This window comes from Mesorhizobium sp. LNJC405B00, assembly GCF_000502615.1.
Taxonomy (GTDB): domain Bacteria; phylum Pseudomonadota; class Alphaproteobacteria; order Rhizobiales; family Rhizobiaceae; genus Mesorhizobium.
Genome location: NZ_AYWC01000006.1, coordinates 297,547 through 314,400, shown reverse-complemented (window position 1 = coordinate 314,400; position 16,854 = coordinate 297,547). Strand labels below are relative to the sequence as shown.

Here is a 16,854-nt window from a genome sequence, read left to right as displayed (position 1 = left end):
ATCTGCAAAATCTGGACAAAAGAGCCCGAACGATTCAGGCTCGATCCAACCCATCAAACCTTGGGACTAAACACCTAGCTGGTGCCAAAGGTCGGCTCGCGAGTTCAAGCGGCTTGCGTTTGGCCCCGACTGGGGCGATGCTGAAGGTGGGGGAAATTGCGTATTCGCAAAAATACCTTGCTGGTGGGGACTTCTTGATGTTCGTCGACTTGTACGAAACGCTGGAGATCAGCCCAAACGCCAACTCGGAAACTCTAGAGCGCGTATTCCGTTACTTTGCGATGCGCTATCATCCGGACAATCAGAAGACTGGCGATGAAGCCCGCTTCAGCGAAATTGTGGAAGCCCATAATACGCTCAAAGATCCGGTCAAGCGGGCGCAATATGACGTCGCGTATAGAGACCATGCCGGCCTTCGTCGAGAGTTGACCCAGGAAGCCAGCAACAATAAAGGCTTCGAGCGAGATTTCGAGATTCAAGCCAAACTGCTTTCGCTGCTTTATGCGAAACGCCGGCACGACGTCAGCGATCCTGGCATCGGAGATGTAGAGCTGGAGCGCTTGTCAGACTGTCCGCGAGAACATCTCGAGTTCCACATCTGGTATCTAAAGGCGAAAGGTTGGATCGTCAGAGTGGAAAATGGGACGATCGCCATCACCGCTGAAGGTGTCGATCGCGTCAACTCTGAACGCCGCCGCGATCCGACTATTCGGCTCCTGGATCACCCATCCCCCTAGCTGCCCCTGCGCCGAGGCTTTTGGTTTCCTTCAATCGGGAGAATGGGATTCGGGCCGCTTTGGATAATTATGCAGTTCGCGAGCCAGCACCGCGACAAGCACCGAGCAGTCGAGTTCCTCGTTGAACGAAATGTGCGGGTCGGCCTCTGGCAAGATCTGAGACAAGCGTAGCGATTTCAACCTGGCTGTCTTGGCGGCACGCTCTGCGCATTCAACCTCATTGATCGCTTTCGCGGACCGCACAGCACCTCGGCGATCTCCCAACCAACACATTTCCTGGTAGCCTCATTCTCACCTCCCCCCGACGCAAATTTCTACATTCGGATGAACCATGTCGCCCTTCATTCTGATGAAGCCCAAGCTCAAACAGCGGAGGATCCACATCGAACCCGGTTCGATCCAGAATCTTGCCATGGAAGCGATCTTCGATGATATCGCCAGCGCCATCAGGGAGAGCCCCGCATAGACGCTTGGCGCCCTGTCCGCGCCTTGGTCCTCGATATGGCAGTGCATCGCCTCGAAGATCACATCATAGACGCTGCCGACCTCCTCGTTGATCTCGTCGGCACCGATTCCCTCACGCTCCGCAGATTTCATCATTTCGTCAGCGAGGTCGCTAACCGCCCCTGGATCATCAGTCATCGCGTTGGGCAGGTGCTCTGCCATCCACCGATCGAGAAAGTTGATGCCGCGTGTGCTCATCAGCCGATAAGTTCAAAGCGCATATTAGGTTCCACTACTTGACCGCTGAGACGGCCGCACCAGCCTCAGTGCATGGCTAGTGGTATCAAGATCGGCGATGAGGTGGCGATCGACGCCACCATTATTCGACGCGTCACTGACGACAGGATCAGCGTGTCGATACCGACCTACGGATTTCCGCATTCCGTTCGGGATAGCACCACGAAGGTGGTCAAAGGTCAGACCATCGAACTGATCGGCAGCGTCACACGGGTCGAGAAGGACGCCGTAACGGTAATGGCCCGGTGGTGACGGTCGCGCTTGATGTTGTGCGGCTGGTGAAGCTCTAGCTTTCCCGACCTTACCGCCCTAACGGCTGCTTCGAAAGCGAGAGAAGTTCGGCCTCATCTTTTATCCCGGCCATGTAGTTGGCAATGATCCGAGAGGCCAACCGGCCCTGCGCATCGGGTGATTGGTCGTCGACGAGTTTAAGCTGCTCGAAAACGCGCCCTAGCAAGGCCAATTCGGCAGGCTTAAAAATCCCGGCATCCACCGCTTTTCGTCTGATGGGCATAACTAGTGTTCTTCCCTCACCGTCTCAAGCCGCCAACCTGAAATCGGTTCCGGAACATTTTAGCTAAAGTGAATGTTTCAATGGTTATGAAGATCGAAGCCGACGAATGCCGGGCAGCGCCGACGCTCATCCGGCGCACTATCGAGGATCACTGTCCGCCCGGCGTGCTGCCCAGCGAGGAAGCGGTGAACGGTCTCTATGGGCCGGGGCTCATGGATGAGGCGGAAGCGCTGGCTGCTGCCATCGTCGCAACGATCGACCAGATGCAATTGCGCGTGATGGTGAAACCACCGTCTCCTAGTATCAAATAGAGACCGACACAGGGAAGTTCGCTTGTTGGTCGCTCGACGGTGGGCTCGCACCGACCGGGGCAGGTGATGCGAGCCCGGCCGAGTCTTGCGGGACCTCGACCAGCAGCGATCACCCACTCGCTGCCGTTCTATCAACAAGCCCCCAAATTTCAGGTTCCGCTAATGTACAAAAAAGCCCACCAACCGTTGAGGTAGTGGGCAGTTTTGGGAGACACTGATATGGGAACAGTGCGACCGCCCGAAGTGTTTCGAGGCCGACGATGTTCCAAGGGGATTCAGATCCGCGCTTTCGGATCTTCAGAGAAGGGCGGTCAAGTTGCTCGCTTCGGGGGAGCTTCCAATCCTAGACGAGAAGACTGATCGCCAGCGAAAGCGACGGCATCTGCCTCATTTTCGAATGCTCGGGAATACGTTTCACCGTTCCTGCCTATGATGAGAACAACCCACTCGCCCAACGAATGGCGGATCTCTAGGAAGAGGGAAGACGAAGACGGCGGCCGGTACGTGACGCTGTCCAATGCCCTCGGGAGGCTTGTCCCGCCAGAATCGGCTCCATCATCGGAGGAATGAACTTCACGCATGCACTGACTCCCGAGACCGCGAGTCAATTAGCGCGTGCTTAATTAGTTCCNATCGGAGGAATGAACTTCACGCATGCACTGACTCCCGAGACCGCGAGTCAATTAGCGCGTGCTTAATTAGTTCCGGAGCGTTTTAACGAATCGTTGACCGCGCTGTCCCAGAATAGGACGGCGCGGTCAAACCCCAACCTTGGCTGCGTAGGCGGCTTGGCATTGAGTTCCACCCCGAACTGTCGGAGCCGCCACCCACCCCACACTTATACCAGCAATGGTTGAATCAACCGTTACTGCACGTGCTTTCCAGGGCGCTCGCCTGATCGTTAGACTTTGATGGAACAAACAGGGGATTCACAGAATCTGCGTTTCGATCTACGTTGAAACATGGACGCGATCTTCGATGATATCGCCAGCGCCCTCACGGAGCCTCGCCAGGACGTGTGGCGCCCTGTCCCTCGATCTTGCCGCCAAGCTGTTCCTTGGCCTCGCAATCGGCCTAGGTGTTGGCTTCGGAATGGCGCTGGCTGGTTAAGGCGCTCCACCTCATCTCGACATCGTTTATTAGCGCGTTCTTGTATTCCTCCCGAAGCAGGCTCATCATGCAACCGCCTTGTCGGGAACTTCTAGGCAGGAAGGGGTACGTCATGGAATCCGTTTGCTACGCCCAAAGCTCGATCTGCGTTTTGTCGGTCCTCGCCAGCATCGCCACCACGTTTATCGTCATGGCACCGTTCGCAGCTACGCGTCTGTTGGTGTTGACGCTACGCGAGAAAACAGTCGGCCAGCAGCTTCAGCTCGCCTAAGCGCCGCCGCGGCGACGTTGATCGTGGCGGCGGCATCGCCGGTCTTCCACGCCTTGGGCACATAACGGCGGGCAGTCATTCCTGTCCGGAACCGCTCCCAACTTGCCGGCCAGCGACACCAGGTGTTGGCCTTGGAATGGCAATCGCCGGTTAGACGAACGATACAGCCGCGACGATCTCGTTGGCGCCGGACGAACTCATGGCGACGCTGTAGGTGCTGGTCGCACCAAGTCCTGAGATGCTGCCGCAGGCGACCTGCTGGTTCACGGCTGCGCCGTGATAAGCTCCTCATGGTCTTTGGTGACGCCGGTAAAGGTGATCGAGCCTTCGGGATTGACGCCAGTCGCACCGGCAATCACGCAGCCGTTAGCGCTTACTGTCAGATTGCTAAACGTCGGCTCGTTGCCGGTCGCCGATTTGGCATTGACGGACGTGCTCGATGTGTGGCCGGTGATCGTATAGACATCGACCGCCGACGAATGAAGGTTTTGACTCCAGTCGGCGATGCAAGTGATGGTCCCGCCAGTGGTGATCTCCCTTTGGCCGATACCAAGCTGGATCGCTTGGTCAGCACCATCATTAGTCCCGGCCTGCACAGCGATGGTGCCCGTAGTGCAATCAACGGAAACAGATGATAGCGTCCTTGGCACGGTGTTCTGACGCAGGCCGTGGCACACCAGGACCACGATTTTGGTGCCGGCTGCACCCACGTCGACGGTGAAGGTATGCGGATCGGCTGGGGTGGCGAGAGCGCTGAATGTGCCCTTGTAGGTAACGACCAGGCCGGTGGGAGGGGGCGGCATGAACCGGAAAGAATTGAACATCATCATGCGGAACATTTTTCTTTTTCCTTCAGCGTTCGAACATGGCTATCGAATACGGCTCGCAAATCGAGCGGGCGATCTCTCTAACGCTTGCTGTGACATCGACAACGGCGCCATCAATCAGGTCGTCAACATTTTCAACGGCGATCTCAGATGGATCGTAGCCGCCGCCGTGGACCATTAAGTCCCTAAGGAAGTCGGAGAGCAGGCGCTTCTCGCCATCACCGGAAATGATGCGACCGCGCCTCGGTTGGCCAGAGCCGTCAACGGTCAAAATAACCTGATCCTCGCCATCGTAGGAGAACAGCGCGGGTGAAGGATCGGCCCCGGAAATAGAACGGGTGAGACCGGTTTTCAGGTCGGTGAAGTACGACACGCCGCCCGTCGTGAAATACAGTTCCTCGGTGAGGCGCTGAAGGTCCGGCGCGCCCAACGCTCGCGAGCTTATTGCTTGAATTTGGTAGGGAACGGTTTTCGTATATTCGACCGCTCCCGTTGTGCCATTGATACGCTTTAGCGTGGCGGTATCTGTCCAGACGACAAGATCACCATCGTCGTCACGGATGGCATAGCGCAAGGCATCAGAGAAGGAGGCCAGGACGGTCGAACTCTTGAACGTGCCGAGCGACGTGAGCGTGACTTTCACCAGATCGATGTCCGCGCAAAAGTAAAAATCAGCCTCGCTGCCACGGCTTTCGCCTGGGGTAACGCATTGGATGTCCGAATAGCCGCCAAAGCTGGCGATCGACTGATAGCCGCGTTCAACCGCCTCTGCCGTGAGGTGGAAGGCGAATATCTGTTGATTGCTGGAAAAGCCGACGAGGAGCGATGATCCCACGCCGACATCCGCCGAGGCAGCCGCCGGTCACTGTAGACGACGTTGCGGAATTGCTGGAGGTAGCGACAATGGCGCCCGTGCTGCCATCGATAAGGACGGGCTCCCAACCTCCAACGCCGGCAAGCTTGCGAGATAGACCAACCGATCAAGCGACCGACTGTAAGCGAAAGCAGCCGTAGTACGAATAGGCATCGGGCGGCAGGTCGAACGTGAAATATTGCCGGGCGGCCGGGATCGAATAGAGGGCGATGTCGCTGTAATTGAAGCCGTAGGCCTTGAGGTCGGCCCACACCGGAATCAGATTGTCGAAGAATATAGATCCGGAGAACGTGGTGAAGGTGTCATACTCATGGGTCGGAGCGCCGTCTTGAATCCACTCTGCCTCGAAAACAGGCGGGGCACCCAGACCGGCAATATCAAAGTCGGTGACCACGATATCGAGGTAGCCCCTGTGAGCGGAGACGTTGGTTTCGCCTTCTTCCTTCACCATGGTCGGGTCGCGCGGCTGGGTGCTTTTCCCGTCGTATGCCCGAAATTTCAAGCCTGATCCGATACCCGCTTGTGGCATCGCAAATCGCTTTGCCTTTGGCGTAGAGCTTACGCATCGTCCATGTCGAGTTTGGAACGAGAGGGCGCGCAAAACGGAGGCGAGCCGACATCTTGGCCGTGGTCGAGGTGATGGTGTCCCAATATTCGATATGGGTTGAAGTCACGGTCAGGATCGGCGGAACCCATATGTAGGCAGCAGGCAGCCGGCACTTGCCCCAGACGACCGGCAGGGTTCGGCCGTAAGCCGAAGTCGGCAGGGTTGTCTGTACGTCTGGTACTTGAGGGACGGTCGGCGCCGATGATGAGGGCGTATCCCAACCTGCCCAGTGCCCTATGGGTCTAGCATTTATGCTGCCAATGCCCATGGTCAGACACTCCCAATGCAAAATTCAGTGATCAGCGCAGCGGGATTTGCGGGCTCCGTAACGATGCTGATTTCGCGGCAATGGATGACTTCCCGGCAAACGTTCACGCCGTCGTCACGTCGCGCTTTCGACCCAATGAAACGGGCAAGGGACAGCCCCGGCAGTTCGCCTGATTCAATGCCCGCCATAACGCCTTGCGCCCGGGCGGAACCGTCCAGTTCGCCCACCACGAACAGGCTGTGCGGATCTTCGGACAGCCGAAGCCATCGGCCAAGCGGTTAGCCTTCATGCTCCAGACACAGTTCCGGCTGCCAGCTGTTCGCGATGAGCTTGGCAAAGGCGCCGGGCAGGATCAGATTCCGACCGTGCGCCAGAGTTCCGAAATCGGTTGCGCGGCCCGCGAGCATCATTTGCAGGCCGCCTCTAACTCGTGTTGCAATTCGAGAGCCTGCTGAAACGACAGTTCAAACAGGTTATGGGTTTGCTCCGGCATCACCCAGTCCGGGTCGCAGCCGAGCGCATCGTACCGAGCTGGTATCGGCGACATTTCCCAAGGAAACAGACCTAACGCGCGGTGCAGTTCTAGATAATCGCGCGCCTTGTACGCCTCGATCGCCGTGGGCGTGATCCGCAACGGCTTACCCTTCGCCCTGCGACGTTTAACCGGCATCGAAAACACCCCTCCGGTTAGAGCGCAAGCCCGGCGGCCGAGTGCGGCTTGGCGGCACTTCAACATCAAGGTCCAGTTCCCTGACCAACCTTGCGAACCCCGTCCGAGCGTCTTTCTCGATGCCTACCGCTGGGTGAGCACGGACGTTTTTGCGATCGTCAACGGTCGTGATTCCTTCCTTGTCGATCACGGCTCGGGCCTGCTGCGAACGGTCCCACGCTTCGGCCGCGAGCTGCAGCAGCCGAAGATGGTGCCCCTCCAATTCGAAATCGGTGACGACGCTACGCCACCACTTCGCGGCCTCGTTAGACAGGTGTGCAGGTGGGTTTGGTCCGCGTCTTTTCATGGCTCAATCGTTGGTGAGGGGAAACGGGGGCACCGTTCGGCAAAATAAAGCTGGGGAACCGGTCGCATGGATGCTTCTATGCAGCTTTTGAGATCTCCCCCCGGCATCAGTGCAGCACTGGCTCGCGGGCTTTGACCCAGCGATCGACTTCGAAGATGATCAGGTCCATCTCGTTGTTCGAAAGCTTGCGGCAGATCTCGTCTCCACCCGAAGCATCACCCGGACCATTAGCGTCTTGGTGGCGTCGGACACGACCATGATCAAGGCTTCGCAGGTCGTCTGCCGGCCGGCACCCGCACGCGCGCTTTCGACATGATCTTCGCAGTCGATAGCGCGCGGGCTTCAACGAGGCTGAGGCGCTCCTCTAGCTCATAGCGCTTGAGATACTGGCCGCTTCCTCGGCTGCCATCTCTCCAAGAATATGCGCAACTGCAGTTTTGAGAGCGATGATCGGGTTGCTCGCCTCTTCGTCGATCTTCTTGAGTAGGTCATCTAGAGACTGAAGTGCCTGCTCGCGATTCACCTTCGTTGCCTGGTCTGGTGTGAGGCGCTCGCCGCGCTGATGTCGGCCGATCAAGGCGCGGGCTTCCATCCTGCGCATTTCTTCCTGCGGGACATAACGAGTCGCGTCTGGTGCATTGATCGAGGTCATGGCGCCGTCGAACGCGTGAATGGCTTTGCTCGATCCTGCGTTCATTTGCTTGCCTCCTGCCGAGTCCATACAGGTGCGGGCGCCAGCGCGGCGTGTCTGACGAGGTTGCGAGCCGTATAGATCGAGCTGTTGATGATGTTTCCGCAAACTGACGGAAGCCGGCGAGGCAACTTCACACCGGCGGCAACAGAAGCGGCATGGAGAGCGCTTCCCAGTCCGAGAAGGGTTTCGAGTTCACCCAGCTTGTCGGACACCGCATCGGAAAATCTGTCCAATGCCGAGGCTAGGAAGGCATGCGTATCCTGGTCGTAGCGCTCACGAAGTGACGAACGCTTTTCTGCTGCGTCTTTCTCGGCTTTGAAGAGCGGCTCCCGGGTCAAGCCGATCTCTTCCACCTCACGCAGGGTGATCACGGGCGGTTGGCCTGGCACCTGGGCATAGAGTTGGCGTGTGGCTTCGATGTGTCGGGCCTGACCTGCCTCTCGCTGGGAGACGGCATGCTGCCAGGCTGCATCAGCTTCTGAAATAGCTGCTGGCTTAGCTGGAATCTTCAGAATACTAGCGAAGTCGGTCTCAGATGTTTTTGGCGTTCTGGCGAGCATGCTGTCACTCCTTGTCGATTGGGACTCTACGCCCGGAAGCAACGGCTGATGATAACGCGTCAGCGGCTATTCGAATGATCACTCTGCCGATCCGCTTTCGATTGCGGCTACCTGCCTCGTCTACTGCGCCCGCCTCCAGCATCAGGTTGATCAGCGGGAAATCGACTTGGATAGGCAAAATGATGCCGCCCAACTCCTTGCGTTCCTTGTGGCGGGCTTGGCGCTCACGACCGAGCTTTCGGCGTCTTCCAAGACGATCGTCTGACGTACCGCTCATGGGCACGCCCCGATGGCTGTCGGAACCAAAGTCGTTAAGCAAAGTTTCCTTATCGAAGGGCGTTTTAGGTTTTTGGAGAACTCGAAATGAAGACGATCATCTTGGGCGCATTGGCGCTTTGCTTGGCTGCCCCTGCGGTCGCGTCCGCAGAAGAAGGCATCGTCATCCAGACCCAGCGGCATCACCACCGCCATTATTGGGACGAAAACAATAACGACCGTGTGGTCATCTATCGGAACGGGCATCGTCTCCATCGCCGCCATCATGGCGAGCAGGCGTTTTACGACAATGGCGAGCGCGCTTGGCGCCGGCATCATCACCGGTCCAGCGACGTTGTGGTCACCGGATCGATCAACCGTCCGATGCATCACCGCCGTCACGTCGTCATCCAGCAGGACGACAACAGCGATTATGACACCGACTATTGATCGCAGTCTGACGGCCCGGCCTCTCGACTTCGACGGGAGCCGGGCATCGGAGGGAGGAGTTTCGCCGTGACGATGCTGTTTCAACCCTTGGACTCGGACGGTCACAGGCGCAGCGAGCTTTACCATGCGGCGCGTCTGGCGATGCTCCAGTGTCGTGTGCTGATGCGCTTTGACAGGGTCGAAGACGCAGCGGACAAGGTCCAGGCAGCGGCCGAGCTGTTCGCTGAGGCGGCTCGACCTGCCGGAAGCACTCAAACGCTCGGGATGTGAGCGCCAAGTCGGGCAGCGGAACCGGCAGGCGGCAACGCGCGTTGCCGTTGCATGGTCGACTATCTCAAAATTGTACTGAAGGAACTGTGTCCTGCCTGGCTCATGCGGAAGGCGGTCGATGCGGACGTTCGCCCTGTTGAGCAGCAGCCACCCATAAGCGATCTGATAGGTGCGGCGCCGCCGATGCGATATGGTGGGCCGGTGCGTTCCGAACCTCCCGACCACAGGCTTCCCGAGTCCCAGCTGTAGCGCCGCGACGTTGGCCTTGATGGGAAGAGCGCCGACATCCGGTCTTGGCGCCTCTTCCCTCCAAAGCCCCTTGCGACGTTTCGTGACGGTTTCGGCTTTCGCGATTTCCTCCGGTCTAAGGTCTTGGTCTAGGTCTAAGGTCTTGGTCTTGGTGTGTGGACAGGGTGTCACAGGGTGTGAAAGTACCCCTACACAGGGTGTGGGCAGGGTCAGGACAGGGTGTCATTGGCCCCCCGCACGATCCTGGTGCCCATCAGCCGCGACGTGTCGCCGAGCATCTGGGAGACCGATTTCGAGTTGCCTGCGGCCTTCGCTGCCTTCTCCGCTGCCTTCTGCGCCTCACGCTGGATTCTGACCTCGTTGGCCTCATCGAACGCTGCCACCGCCTTCTCTCGCAGCTTTTCGCTTTCGATCGCCTGGAGCCGTCGGCGCGTGCCGAGGGCATGGTCATCGTTTGTCGGCGGGTTGTGGCGGAACCAGCGCTCGATCAAGATCACGTCGCCATCGGGATCATGATCGATCAACCCCACCTCCAAGAGCTCCCGGAGAACGCTCTCGTATGCTGCATCTGTCCAGCACAGATCGGCACAGGCGTAACCGCGCGGGAGTTCGTAAACCCCTGCGCTGGTCACGTGTGCATTGCAGCAAGTAGAGGAAGCCGACCTTTGCCTCGTCCGGCAGTCCGATGAAGCGACGGGATCGCCAAACGGCCGGCGCCAACTTAGTGAACTGGCGCCCGCTCATTTGGCACCGCCTTGCTTCTTCGGATGCAACGCGCGCCGATGGGCTCGCTTATGATGCAACCGACACAGCCAGATCACAGCGGCTGGCTTCTCATAGTCGGGGTGATGCCCGTCTGACTTGGGATCGCCGCAGACTTTGCACGGCTGTCGCTTCACCAGGCCGCGCCGGATCGCAGCAGCGAGGCAGGAGTGCGCCCACACAGCCTTTTGGTTTGCTTCCTTCCAGCGAGCTTGGCTGGTAGCTGGAGCTTGCCGTTTAGACGACGGTGTGGCACTATCCGAATTCTCAGAAGCTGCCAAGCTTGAGACTTCGAAGCCGGTGAGCGTGGTTGCACACGCCGCCGGTTTTTCGATTTTCTGGTCCATTAGCTCGCCCTCGCTTTGATGAGGTCGGCCTCACGGATGGCCTGGATTGCCTCCAGCGCGGTCAAACCGAGCCGCTCTTTCACGTCGACGATTGCGGGACGTGGGCGGCTCTGCTTCGGCGTGGTGGCGAGCCATAGAGCGGCCTCGCCGATCAATGCCGTGTTCTCGTGATCGATGCCGCTCGTCATCAGGCTGCCTCTCCTTTTGGAAAAACGCCATCAGCACGCCGCGCTCTGCGACCCACCGTCCGCCGACTTTTTTTCGCCGGGATCTGGTCTGTTTCCAGCAAGTGAAATGCACGCCTGCGATTAGTGCCGAGTTCGCGGGCAATAGCCTCTGCGCCCCAAATGAGCGCCATTGTCTTTTCCGAGTTTACCGTCATGCTTTAGTTCCTTCTGTTGAGATAACCAAGTACGTTTTACGTACTTATTGCCGCAAAAAAACGCGGCTACTTACTCCAGAGTTGAGCTAGGTGATCGTTAACGCGAAGCACGGCCAGGGCGGCAGAGCGCGCGCGTATCAGTGTCTTCGTGAGCGCATCAAAGGCATTCTTATCGTCAGCGCCAGAGACTATGCTGATTTGAAAATGGCCGATCCCAACTTCTTCCGGACGAATTACGAGAAAGCAGGGGCGCCCGTTTTTCATCGCGCCATCGATCATCGATTGAAACTGCTCTCGGCGAATGCCATCCGAAACTTGCAGCAGGACGCCTATGGGCATGTGGAAGTGGCGGGTGAGGCCCGCGACCAAACAAGCGATGATCGCCTCGTCTCTGGAGAAACGCCGATGCGTTCCAGTGCCCGCGCGTTCGGTGGATTCATCCGCAAGGATAACGCCGGCCTCGGCCCAAAGCTGGACCGACCGGCGCTTCGAGTGTGTCATGTCAGTCAGGTCTGCCAGAGAGAAAGTGTTCGTCACGATTCGGTAACTCCAACCAAGTACGTTCTACGTTCTTCACATACGTTCCGCCCTACGTCAAGGTGTTGGCGGGAATTTGCAGGAGGTTCGGGCATGTCTATTCGCAAGCGGAAGTGGACAAATGCAAAGGGCGTCGAGCAGGAGGCCTGGGTCGCCGACTATTTCGACGCGAAGGGGGTCCGGCGCCTAAAGACCTTCGCGAAAAAGAAGGATGCCGATGCGTTTGCCAGCAAGACTGACGTCGAGGTCCGCGAAGGCGTCCACGTCGCGGACCGCGACACGGTGAGCATCAAGAAGGCGGGCGGGCTATGGATCGCCACGGGCGAGGGCGAAGGGCTGGAGCGCAGCACCATCAACCAACGCCGCCATCACATGAAGCACCACATTGAACCCTTTATCGGCGATACGTTGTTGTCGAAGGTCGATCCACGCGCCTTTCAGGATACGCTGCGCGCCGAAGGCCGATCGACTGCAATGGTCAAGAAGGTTCTCACAAGCCTGTCCTCCATCCTTACCGACGCCATCGAACGCAAGCTGGCCACTAGAAATCCGGTTCGGGACATGCGGCGGGCGCATAAGGGCAGGGAGGCCAGGACAGAGAAGCGGCAGAAAGGCAAAATTCGGGTTGGAGTCGATGTTCCGGCGCCAGAGGAAATCAAGCGCATGATTGCCGAGCTGACCGACCATTGGCGCCCCTTGCTGCTGACGGCCATATTCACAGGCTTGAGATCGTCGGAGATCCGGGGGCTGCGCTGGCAGGACTATGATCCACAGGCCTCCACAATCACCGTGCACCAACGGGCTGACGAGTTCGGGGTGATAGGTGCGCCGAAATCGGCGGCAGGCACGCGCACCATTCCTATCCCGTCAATCCTGAACACCGGACTCAAGGAATGGCGATTGAAAACCTACAGCCGCAGCCCGAAGGAAAATCCGCTCGGTCTGGTCTTTGTGAACCCGGACGGCAAGCCGCGCTCGCATACCAACATCATCAACAAGGGCTTGATTCCGGCAATGAAGCGGGCAGGCGTGGTGACGGCGGACGGGTCGGCGAAATATACAGGCCTTCACGCATTAAGACATTTTTATGCATCATGGTGTATAAATCCTAAAGAAAGTGGCGGGTTGGGTCTGCCGCTGAAAGCGGTGCAAGAGCGCATGGGGCACTCGTCGGTGATGATGACGGCGGACGTTTACGGCCACTTGTTCCCGCGCGGGGATGACGGTAAAGAGCTCGACGTGGCGGCGGCGCTGCTGGCATGACTGCGACATAACTGCGACATGAAGGCAAAAGATCGTTGGATATCAACACCGGACAGAGGACTGCAAATCCTTGCACCCCGGTTCGATTCCGGGCGAGGCCTCCAGTCGCTTCAGCTCCCGCATGCCGGGGGCTTGAGTTCCGGTCGAATGCGCCGCAGTGTCGGCGCGACAAGCGCATTTCAGCGCATTGGCTTTGACGGATTGGTTGGGACATGAGCACTGATTTCTCCGAACTTCGCGTCAAGATGGTCGACGGCCAGGTCCGCACCACCGATGTGACCGACGCAGCATTGCTCGATGCCATGCTTGCCGTGCCGCGCGAGGCCTTTGTCGGGGCCGGCCAACAGGCTCTCGCCTATATCGACGAGGATATCCGCATCTCCGACGGCGCCGATGGCAGCGGTGCGCGCTACCTCATGGAGCCGTCGCCACTGGCCAAGCTTTTGCAGTTGGCCGAGATCGACGCCGGCGATTCGGTGCTCGATGTCGGCTGCGGCACCGGTTATTCCGCGGCGCTGCTGTCCAGGCTGGCCAAATCCGTCGTGGCGCTGGAAAGCGATACCACACTGGCGGAAGCAGCCAAAGCGGCGCTTTCGGCGCAGGGCTGCGATAACGTCACCGTGGTCACCGGCCCACTGCCGCAAGGTCATGCCGCCAAGGCGCCCTACAATGTGATTCTCATCGGCGGCAGCGTCGAGAAAGTGCCTGCGGCGCTGCTTGACCAGCTTGCCGAAGGCGGCCGGCTGGTGGCTGTGGAAGGGCAGGGCAATGCGGGCGTAGCCCGGCTCTTTTTCAATGCAGGGGGGGTTGTAACCGGAAGACGGGCATTTAATGCGGCAATTAAGCCACTACCCGGATTTGAACGCATTCATGCCTTCGAGTTCTAAGTGATTTTGCCTTGCAGCAAAGACTCTGTCATGTTGGCTTGCGATTGAACAATCGTTGCTGATTGGTTAACCGGGGTTTCGGGAGGCTGTCAGCGGGGGAACGATACATCGACGCGGCGCTGGCCGATCCCTAGGGATGGGCTGGCGTGGCGTGGTTCCCGTGCAAAACGAATGAGGGATATAAAGTGCCGTCCTTAGCCAAGAGTTTGTTTGTTGCTGTCCTCATTTCCGCGACAGCGCTTTCGCCGATAGCCGCCTCGGCGGAAACCATTCTCGGCGCGCTTTCCAAGGCCTACCAGAACAATTCCTCGCTGAATTCGGCCCGTGCCGGCGTGCGCGTCACCGATGAGGGCGTGGCGATCGCCAAGTCGGGCTATCGCCCGGTGATCACTGGTTCGGCTGATATCGATTACACCTCCAGGCACCTAAACGGCAGGAACGCGAGCCTGGCATTGACCACCGGCAGCTTCGGCGTTCGGATTGACCAGACGCTGTTCGACGGCTTCCAGACCAAGAACAGGGTCGCGTCGGCCGCTGCACAGGTGAGGGCCTCGGTCGAGGGCCTGCGCAACACCGAAGAGAACACGCTGTTCAACGCGGCGAGCGCCTATATGGACGTGATTCGCGACCGCCAGGTGGCGGTGCTGACCGAACAGAACCTGCAGTTCCTGACCGAGCAGGCGCGCGCGGCACGCTCGCGCTTCGAGGTCGGCGAGGGCACGCGCACCGATGTGGCGCAGGCCGACGCGTCGCGTTCGGCCGCGGTGGCGCAATTGAGTGCCGCCCGTGCGCAGGCTCTGGCCAGTGCGGCAACCTATCATCAGATCGTCGGTGACGAGCCGGGCAAGCTCAAGGCCGCGTCGCCGTTGGCGAAGCTGTTGCCGAGGAGTCTCGAGGCGGCGATCGGCATTGCATCGAACGAGCATCCGGCCATCCTGGCCGCCCTACATTCCGTCGATGCAGCCGGATTTGATGTAAAGACGCAGGAGGGTGCGTTGCTGCCGCAGTTGACTGCCAGTGCCGGCCTTTCCCATGTCTATCAAAATACCGTACCTGGCGCGGGGGATTCGGACGGCGATTCCAATGCCGCCACCGTCGGCGCGACGCTGACCGTTCCGATCTATTCGGGCGGCCGTACCTCCGCACTCGTTCGTCAGTCGAAGGAATCGCTCAGCCAGGCTCGCATCGAGGTGGATGTCAGCCGTGACTCGGTGCGCCAGGCCGTGACCTCGGCATGGACGCAATACATCGCAGCGCGTGAAAGCGTCGACGCTAATCGGCAGGTGATCGCGGCCGCACAGTTGGCGCTCAACGGCGTCATCGAGGAGCGCAATGTCGGACAGCGCACCACGCTCGACGTGTTGAATGCCCAGAACGCCGTCATCTCGGCAAAGATCGACCTCGCCAGCTCCGAGCGCGATGTGGTTGTAGCGAGCTACGCCATCCTGTCGGCCATGGGCCGCCTGTCGGCCGATCGCCTGGCGTTGAATGTGGTGAAGTACAAGCCTGAAGAGCACTACAGAGCCGTCAAGGACAAATGGATCGGGCTGCGTACGCCGGACGGTCGTTGATCGCGACTGAGCGGTTCAAATCCCGCCAAGATTGAAAGTATCGTAGCGCCGCGCTTCCCAAGGATGCGCGGCGTTTGTCTTTCGTAGCCTAAATTGTTGAAATCCGGCGTCTTCCGAGATTGGGGATTCTCGGATGGCGATCCGTCGGCTACGCTGTCGCCATGATTCGTATCCGGCTTTGCCGGACAGGAATCCAGGAACGGGTCACTACAGCGCCGCGCGTCCGATGGATGCGCAAAGGAGGCTGTAGAACTTTGATTTTGCGCCTGATCCTCTTCGAAAATCGAAGATCGATTTTCGGGATCATGCGCGGGGGCGGCGGATGTGACGATGGCGACGGCAAGCAGCGCACAGCGCGAACCTTCCATGGAAGAAATACTGGCTTCCATCAGGAGGATCATCGAAGACAGCGACACCGGCCGCAAGGGCGACGCCGATGAGTTGCGACAGGACCTTGTGCCGGCCGCCGGGCCTGTTTCGGATGTCGAGGCCTTCCGCAGCGAATTGCACAGCTCGACCGAAAGCAAGAAGCCGGTGACGCTGGCCGAGGTGCAGGCCCAACTGGCCGAGCCGGTGGTTGCGCGGCTGGAGCCGCGCTCCGAGCCGTCGCCAGTGAAGCCGGCCATTGCGGCAAATGCCACGACCGCCGCGCCACCCGCGCATGCTCCGATGACCCTGGCGGAAGTGAGCGCCAGGATAGCCAGTGAACCTGCCCCCGCCGTCGGGGCAGAAGCTGCAGTGCGGGCAAAGACGGAAACCACCGACTCGATCGTCACGGATTGGCGCCGCGAAATCGCGGCCGTTGGCAATCAGGCAAAACCGGCTGACACAGTACGGCGGCCCGACATCAGGCAGCCGGAGACTGAAAATCGGCAGGCAGCAATCGCGGAGGTCGAGGCTTTCGAAGACGATCTCGCTGCCGAGCCGGCTTTCGAGCCTCGTCCTTCGCGCAGCGAGCACGCGCGCCCGGCCGATACAACCCCGGCCCGTCCGGCGATCGTTTCGGAACATACGGGACGGCAGGTCGCAGCCGCCTTCGGCGAGCTCTCCGACGCCTTCGCCAGCCGCAGCAAGAAGNCCTACACGACGCTCTTCCGATCTGTCGAGCGCCTGGTACGCGAAGAAATCGAGCGCGTCGCGCGCGGCGCGCAATAGGCATCACCACAGCCCGTTCCGGATTAAAGCGCCGCCTTCGGGCGGCGCTTTCTCGCTGCAGGCCAGCGTCCGGCTGATGTCGCGAATGCGATCAGCTTCCCGTCGGGATCGCTGACGATGAAGGTGCGGGCATGGCCTTCCCGTTGAAATGACCAGGGCCCCGCCTATTTGCGTTGAAGGACTGAGGCAGCCCTCG

25 protein-coding genes are annotated in these 16,854 nt (G+C 59.4%); 9 read left to right on the top strand and 16 right to left on the bottom strand.

Annotated elements, in window-relative coordinates; all coding sequences use genetic code 11:
• Positions 1-737, top strand: a 737-nt coding sequence (locus tag X756_RS151010) for a J domain-containing protein (protein ID WP_245264507.1), incomplete at its 5' end; no start/stop codon positions are given.
• A 291-nt stretch (positions 738-1,028) separates the two neighbouring features.
• On the opposite strand, the gene X756_RS1000000166685 is transcribed toward X756_RS151010, so the two are convergent.
• A complete protein-coding gene (locus X756_RS1000000166685) occupies positions 1,029-1,439 on the bottom strand; it encodes a DUF768 domain-containing protein (RefSeq protein WP_023729994.1) in 411 nt (136 codons plus the stop codon).
• Between the two features lie 72 nt (positions 1,440-1,511).
• On the opposite strand from X756_RS1000000166685, the gene X756_RS01000000165510 reads away from it, so the two are divergent.
• Positions 1,512-1,730 (top strand): hypothetical protein, encoded by a 219-nt coding sequence (locus X756_RS01000000165510; protein WP_348529825.1) that lies wholly within the window; start codon positions 1,512-1,514, stop codon positions 1,728-1,730.
• A gap of 49 nt (positions 1,731-1,779) precedes the next feature.
• Here the strand turns inward: X756_RS01000000165510 and X756_RS151015 are convergent, their stop codons facing one another.
• Positions 1,780-1,992: a hypothetical protein gene (locus X756_RS151015; RefSeq protein WP_023713651.1), complete on the bottom strand. Its 213-nt coding sequence runs from the start codon at positions 1,990-1,992 to the stop codon at positions 1,780-1,782.
• An 86-nt stretch (positions 1,993-2,078) separates the two neighbouring features.
• On the opposite strand from X756_RS151015, the gene X756_RS151020 reads away from it, so the two are divergent.
• Positions 2,079-2,303: a hypothetical protein gene (locus X756_RS151020; protein ID WP_023729993.1), complete on the top strand. Its 225-nt coding sequence runs from the start codon at positions 2,079-2,081 to the stop codon at positions 2,301-2,303.
• A gap of 1,644 nt (positions 2,304-3,947) precedes the next feature.
• On the opposite strand, the gene X756_RS151030 is transcribed toward X756_RS151020, so the two are convergent.
• The 9 genes from X756_RS151030 to X756_RS151070 all read right to left on the bottom strand — a co-directional run bounded on the left by X756_RS151030 (position 3,948) and on the right by X756_RS151070 (position 8,807).
• Positions 3,948-4,523, bottom strand: a complete 576-nt coding sequence (locus X756_RS151030; protein ID WP_023729990.1) for a hypothetical protein — start codon at positions 4,521-4,523, stop codon at positions 3,948-3,950.
• A gap of 13 nt (positions 4,524-4,536) precedes the next feature.
• Positions 4,537-5,346, bottom strand: coding sequence for a hypothetical protein (locus X756_RS151035; protein ID WP_023729989.1), 810 nt, complete (start codon positions 5,344-5,346; stop codon positions 4,537-4,539).
• Positions 5,347-5,491: 145 nt separating this feature from the next.
• Positions 5,492-5,887 carry a hypothetical protein gene (locus tag X756_RS151040; RefSeq protein ID WP_031238603.1) on the bottom strand — a complete coding sequence of 132 codons (396 nt, stop codon included), beginning with the start codon at positions 5,885-5,887 and terminating at the stop codon, positions 5,492-5,494.
• 651 nt (positions 5,888-6,538) lie between these two features.
• Positions 6,539-6,670, bottom strand: coding sequence for a hypothetical protein (locus X756_RS1000000170400; RefSeq protein ID WP_280806612.1), 132 nt, complete (start codon positions 6,668-6,670; stop codon positions 6,539-6,541).
• The gene (locus X756_RS151045) at positions 6,667-6,930 is read right to left on the bottom strand and encodes a hypothetical protein (protein ID WP_023729986.1); all 264 of its coding nucleotides are present in this window, start codon (positions 6,928-6,930) and stop codon (positions 6,667-6,669) included. Before X756_RS151045 ends, X756_RS1000000170400 begins: the two co-directional genes overlap by 4 nt.
• Positions 6,920-7,276 (bottom strand): P27 family phage terminase small subunit, encoded by a 357-nt coding sequence (locus X756_RS151050; RefSeq protein WP_023729985.1) that lies wholly within the window; start codon positions 7,274-7,276, stop codon positions 6,920-6,922. Before X756_RS151050 ends, X756_RS151045 begins: the two co-directional genes overlap by 11 nt.
• Before the next feature lie 364 nt (positions 7,277-7,640).
• Positions 7,641-7,973: a hypothetical protein gene (locus tag X756_RS151060; protein WP_023729983.1), complete on the bottom strand. Its 333-nt coding sequence runs from the start codon at positions 7,971-7,973 to the stop codon at positions 7,641-7,643.
• The gene (locus X756_RS151065; RefSeq protein WP_023729982.1) at positions 7,970-8,530 is read right to left on the bottom strand and encodes a hypothetical protein; all 561 of its coding nucleotides are present in this window, start codon (positions 8,528-8,530) and stop codon (positions 7,970-7,972) included. The genes X756_RS151060 and X756_RS151065 overlap by 4 nt, the downstream gene beginning before the upstream one ends.
• A gap of 4 nt (positions 8,531-8,534) precedes the next feature.
• Positions 8,535-8,807, bottom strand: a complete 273-nt coding sequence (locus X756_RS151070; RefSeq protein ID WP_031238602.1) for a hypothetical protein — start codon at positions 8,805-8,807, stop codon at positions 8,535-8,537.
• 86 nt (positions 8,808-8,893) lie between these two features.
• On the opposite strand from X756_RS151070, the gene X756_RS151075 reads away from it, so the two are divergent.
• Both X756_RS151075 and X756_RS14940 read left to right on the top strand, forming a co-directional pair.
• A complete protein-coding gene (locus X756_RS151075; protein ID WP_023729980.1) occupies positions 8,894-9,235 on the top strand; it encodes a hypothetical protein in 342 nt (113 codons plus the stop codon).
• A 66-nt stretch (positions 9,236-9,301) separates the two neighbouring features.
• The gene (locus tag X756_RS14940) at positions 9,302-9,505 is read left to right on the top strand and encodes a hypothetical protein (RefSeq protein ID WP_023729979.1); all 204 of its coding nucleotides are present in this window, start codon (positions 9,302-9,304) and stop codon (positions 9,503-9,505) included.
• 458 nt (positions 9,506-9,963) lie between these two features.
• Here the strand turns inward: X756_RS14940 and X756_RS151080 are convergent, their stop codons facing one another.
• From X756_RS151080 to X756_RS151085, 5 genes are all read right to left on the bottom strand, one after another.
• Positions 9,964-10,278, bottom strand: coding sequence for a hypothetical protein (locus X756_RS151080; RefSeq protein WP_023729977.1), 315 nt, complete (start codon positions 10,276-10,278; stop codon positions 9,964-9,966).
• A 216-nt stretch (positions 10,279-10,494) separates the two neighbouring features.
• Complete coding sequence (locus X756_RS1000000168785) at positions 10,495-10,863, bottom strand: hypothetical protein (RefSeq protein ID WP_023729976.1); 369 nt, start codon at positions 10,861-10,863, stop codon at positions 10,495-10,497.
• Positions 10,863-11,051: a hypothetical protein gene (locus X756_RS14950; protein WP_032999409.1), complete on the bottom strand. Its 189-nt coding sequence runs from the start codon at positions 11,049-11,051 to the stop codon at positions 10,863-10,865. Before X756_RS14950 ends, X756_RS1000000168785 begins: the two co-directional genes overlap by 1 nt.
• Entirely contained in the window at positions 11,051-11,245 is a 195-nt protein-coding gene (locus X756_RS1000000167445; RefSeq protein WP_198020022.1) for a DNA-binding protein, read from the bottom strand. Before X756_RS1000000167445 ends, X756_RS14950 begins: the two co-directional genes overlap by 1 nt.
• Before the next feature lie 66 nt (positions 11,246-11,311).
• Complete coding sequence (locus X756_RS151085) at positions 11,312-11,782, bottom strand: hypothetical protein (RefSeq protein WP_023729974.1); 471 nt, start codon at positions 11,780-11,782, stop codon at positions 11,312-11,314.
• A gap of 93 nt (positions 11,783-11,875) precedes the next feature.
• On the opposite strand from X756_RS151085, the gene X756_RS151090 reads away from it, so the two are divergent.
• From X756_RS151090 to X756_RS151105, 4 genes are all read left to right on the top strand, one after another.
• Complete coding sequence (locus tag X756_RS151090; RefSeq protein WP_023729973.1) at positions 11,876-13,045, top strand: site-specific integrase; 1,170 nt, start codon at positions 11,876-11,878, stop codon at positions 13,043-13,045.
• 212 nt (positions 13,046-13,257) lie between these two features.
• Positions 13,258-13,932: a protein-L-isoaspartate O-methyltransferase gene (locus tag X756_RS151095; RefSeq protein WP_023729972.1), complete on the top strand. Its 675-nt coding sequence runs from the start codon at positions 13,258-13,260 to the stop codon at positions 13,930-13,932.
• A 185-nt stretch (positions 13,933-14,117) separates the two neighbouring features.
• Positions 14,118-15,503, top strand: coding sequence for a TolC family outer membrane protein (locus X756_RS151100; protein ID WP_023729971.1), 1,386 nt, complete (start codon positions 14,118-14,120; stop codon positions 15,501-15,503).
• A 330-nt stretch (positions 15,504-15,833) separates the two neighbouring features.
• Positions 15,834-16,658, top strand: a complete 825-nt coding sequence (locus X756_RS151105) for a hypothetical protein (protein WP_023729970.1) — start codon at positions 15,834-15,836, stop codon at positions 16,656-16,658.
• Positions 16,659-16,854 lie beyond the last annotated feature (196 nt).

Bases quoted from the DNA above. Each gene is read 5' to 3' on its own strand.
- X756_RS151020 (WP_023729993.1), top strand. From the start codon at position 2,079: ATGAAGATCGAAGCCGACGAATGCCGGGCAGCGCCGACGCTCATCCGG.
- X756_RS151070 (WP_031238602.1), bottom strand. From the start codon at position 8,807: ATGAGCGGTACGTCAGACGATCGTCTTGGAAGACGCCGAAAGCTCGGT.
- X756_RS1000000166685 (WP_023729994.1), bottom strand. From the start codon at position 1,439: ATGAGCACACGCGGCATCAACTTTCTCGATCGGTGGATGGCAGAGCAC.
- X756_RS151030 (WP_023729990.1), bottom strand. From the start codon at position 4,523: ATGTTCCGCATGATGATGTTCAATTCTTTCCGGTTCATGCCGCCCCCT.
- X756_RS1000000170400 (WP_280806612.1), bottom strand. From the start codon at position 6,670: ATGATGCTCGCGGGCCGCGCAACCGATTTCGGAACTCTGGCGCACGGT.
- X756_RS151015 (WP_023713651.1), bottom strand. From the start codon at position 1,992: ATGCCCATCAGACGAAAAGCGGTGGATGCCGGGATTTTTAAGCCTGCC.
- X756_RS1000000167445 (WP_198020022.1), bottom strand. From the start codon at position 11,245: ATGACGGTAAACTCGGAAAAGACAATGGCGCTCATTTGGGGCGCAGAG.
- X756_RS151075 (WP_023729980.1), top strand. From the start codon at position 8,894: ATGAAGACGATCATCTTGGGCGCATTGGCGCTTTGCTTGGCTGCCCCT.
- X756_RS151045 (WP_023729986.1), bottom strand. From the start codon at position 6,930: ATGCCGGTTAAACGTCGCAGGGCGAAGGGTAAGCCGTTGCGGATCACG.
- X756_RS01000000165510 (WP_348529825.1), top strand. From the start codon at position 1,512: ATGGCTAGTGGTATCAAGATCGGCGATGAGGTGGCGATCGACGCCACC.
- X756_RS14950 (WP_032999409.1), bottom strand. From the start codon at position 11,051: ATGACGAGCGGCATCGATCACGAGAACACGGCATTGATCGGCGAGGCC.
- X756_RS151060 (WP_023729983.1), bottom strand. From the start codon at position 7,973: ATGAACGCAGGATCGAGCAAAGCCATTCACGCGTTCGACGGCGCCATG.
- X756_RS1000000168785 (WP_023729976.1), bottom strand. From the start codon at position 10,863: ATGGACCAGAAAATCGAAAAACCGGCGGCGTGTGCAACCACGCTCACC.
- X756_RS151095 (WP_023729972.1), top strand. From the start codon at position 13,258: ATGAGCACTGATTTCTCCGAACTTCGCGTCAAGATGGTCGACGGCCAG.
- X756_RS151065 (WP_023729982.1), bottom strand. From the start codon at position 8,530: ATGCTCGCCAGAACGCCAAAAACATCTGAGACCGACTTCGCTAGTATT.
- X756_RS151090 (WP_023729973.1), top strand. From the start codon at position 11,876: ATGTCTATTCGCAAGCGGAAGTGGACAAATGCAAAGGGCGTCGAGCAG.
- X756_RS151050 (WP_023729985.1), bottom strand. From the start codon at position 7,276: ATGAAAAGACGCGGACCAAACCCACCTGCACACCTGTCTAACGAGGCC.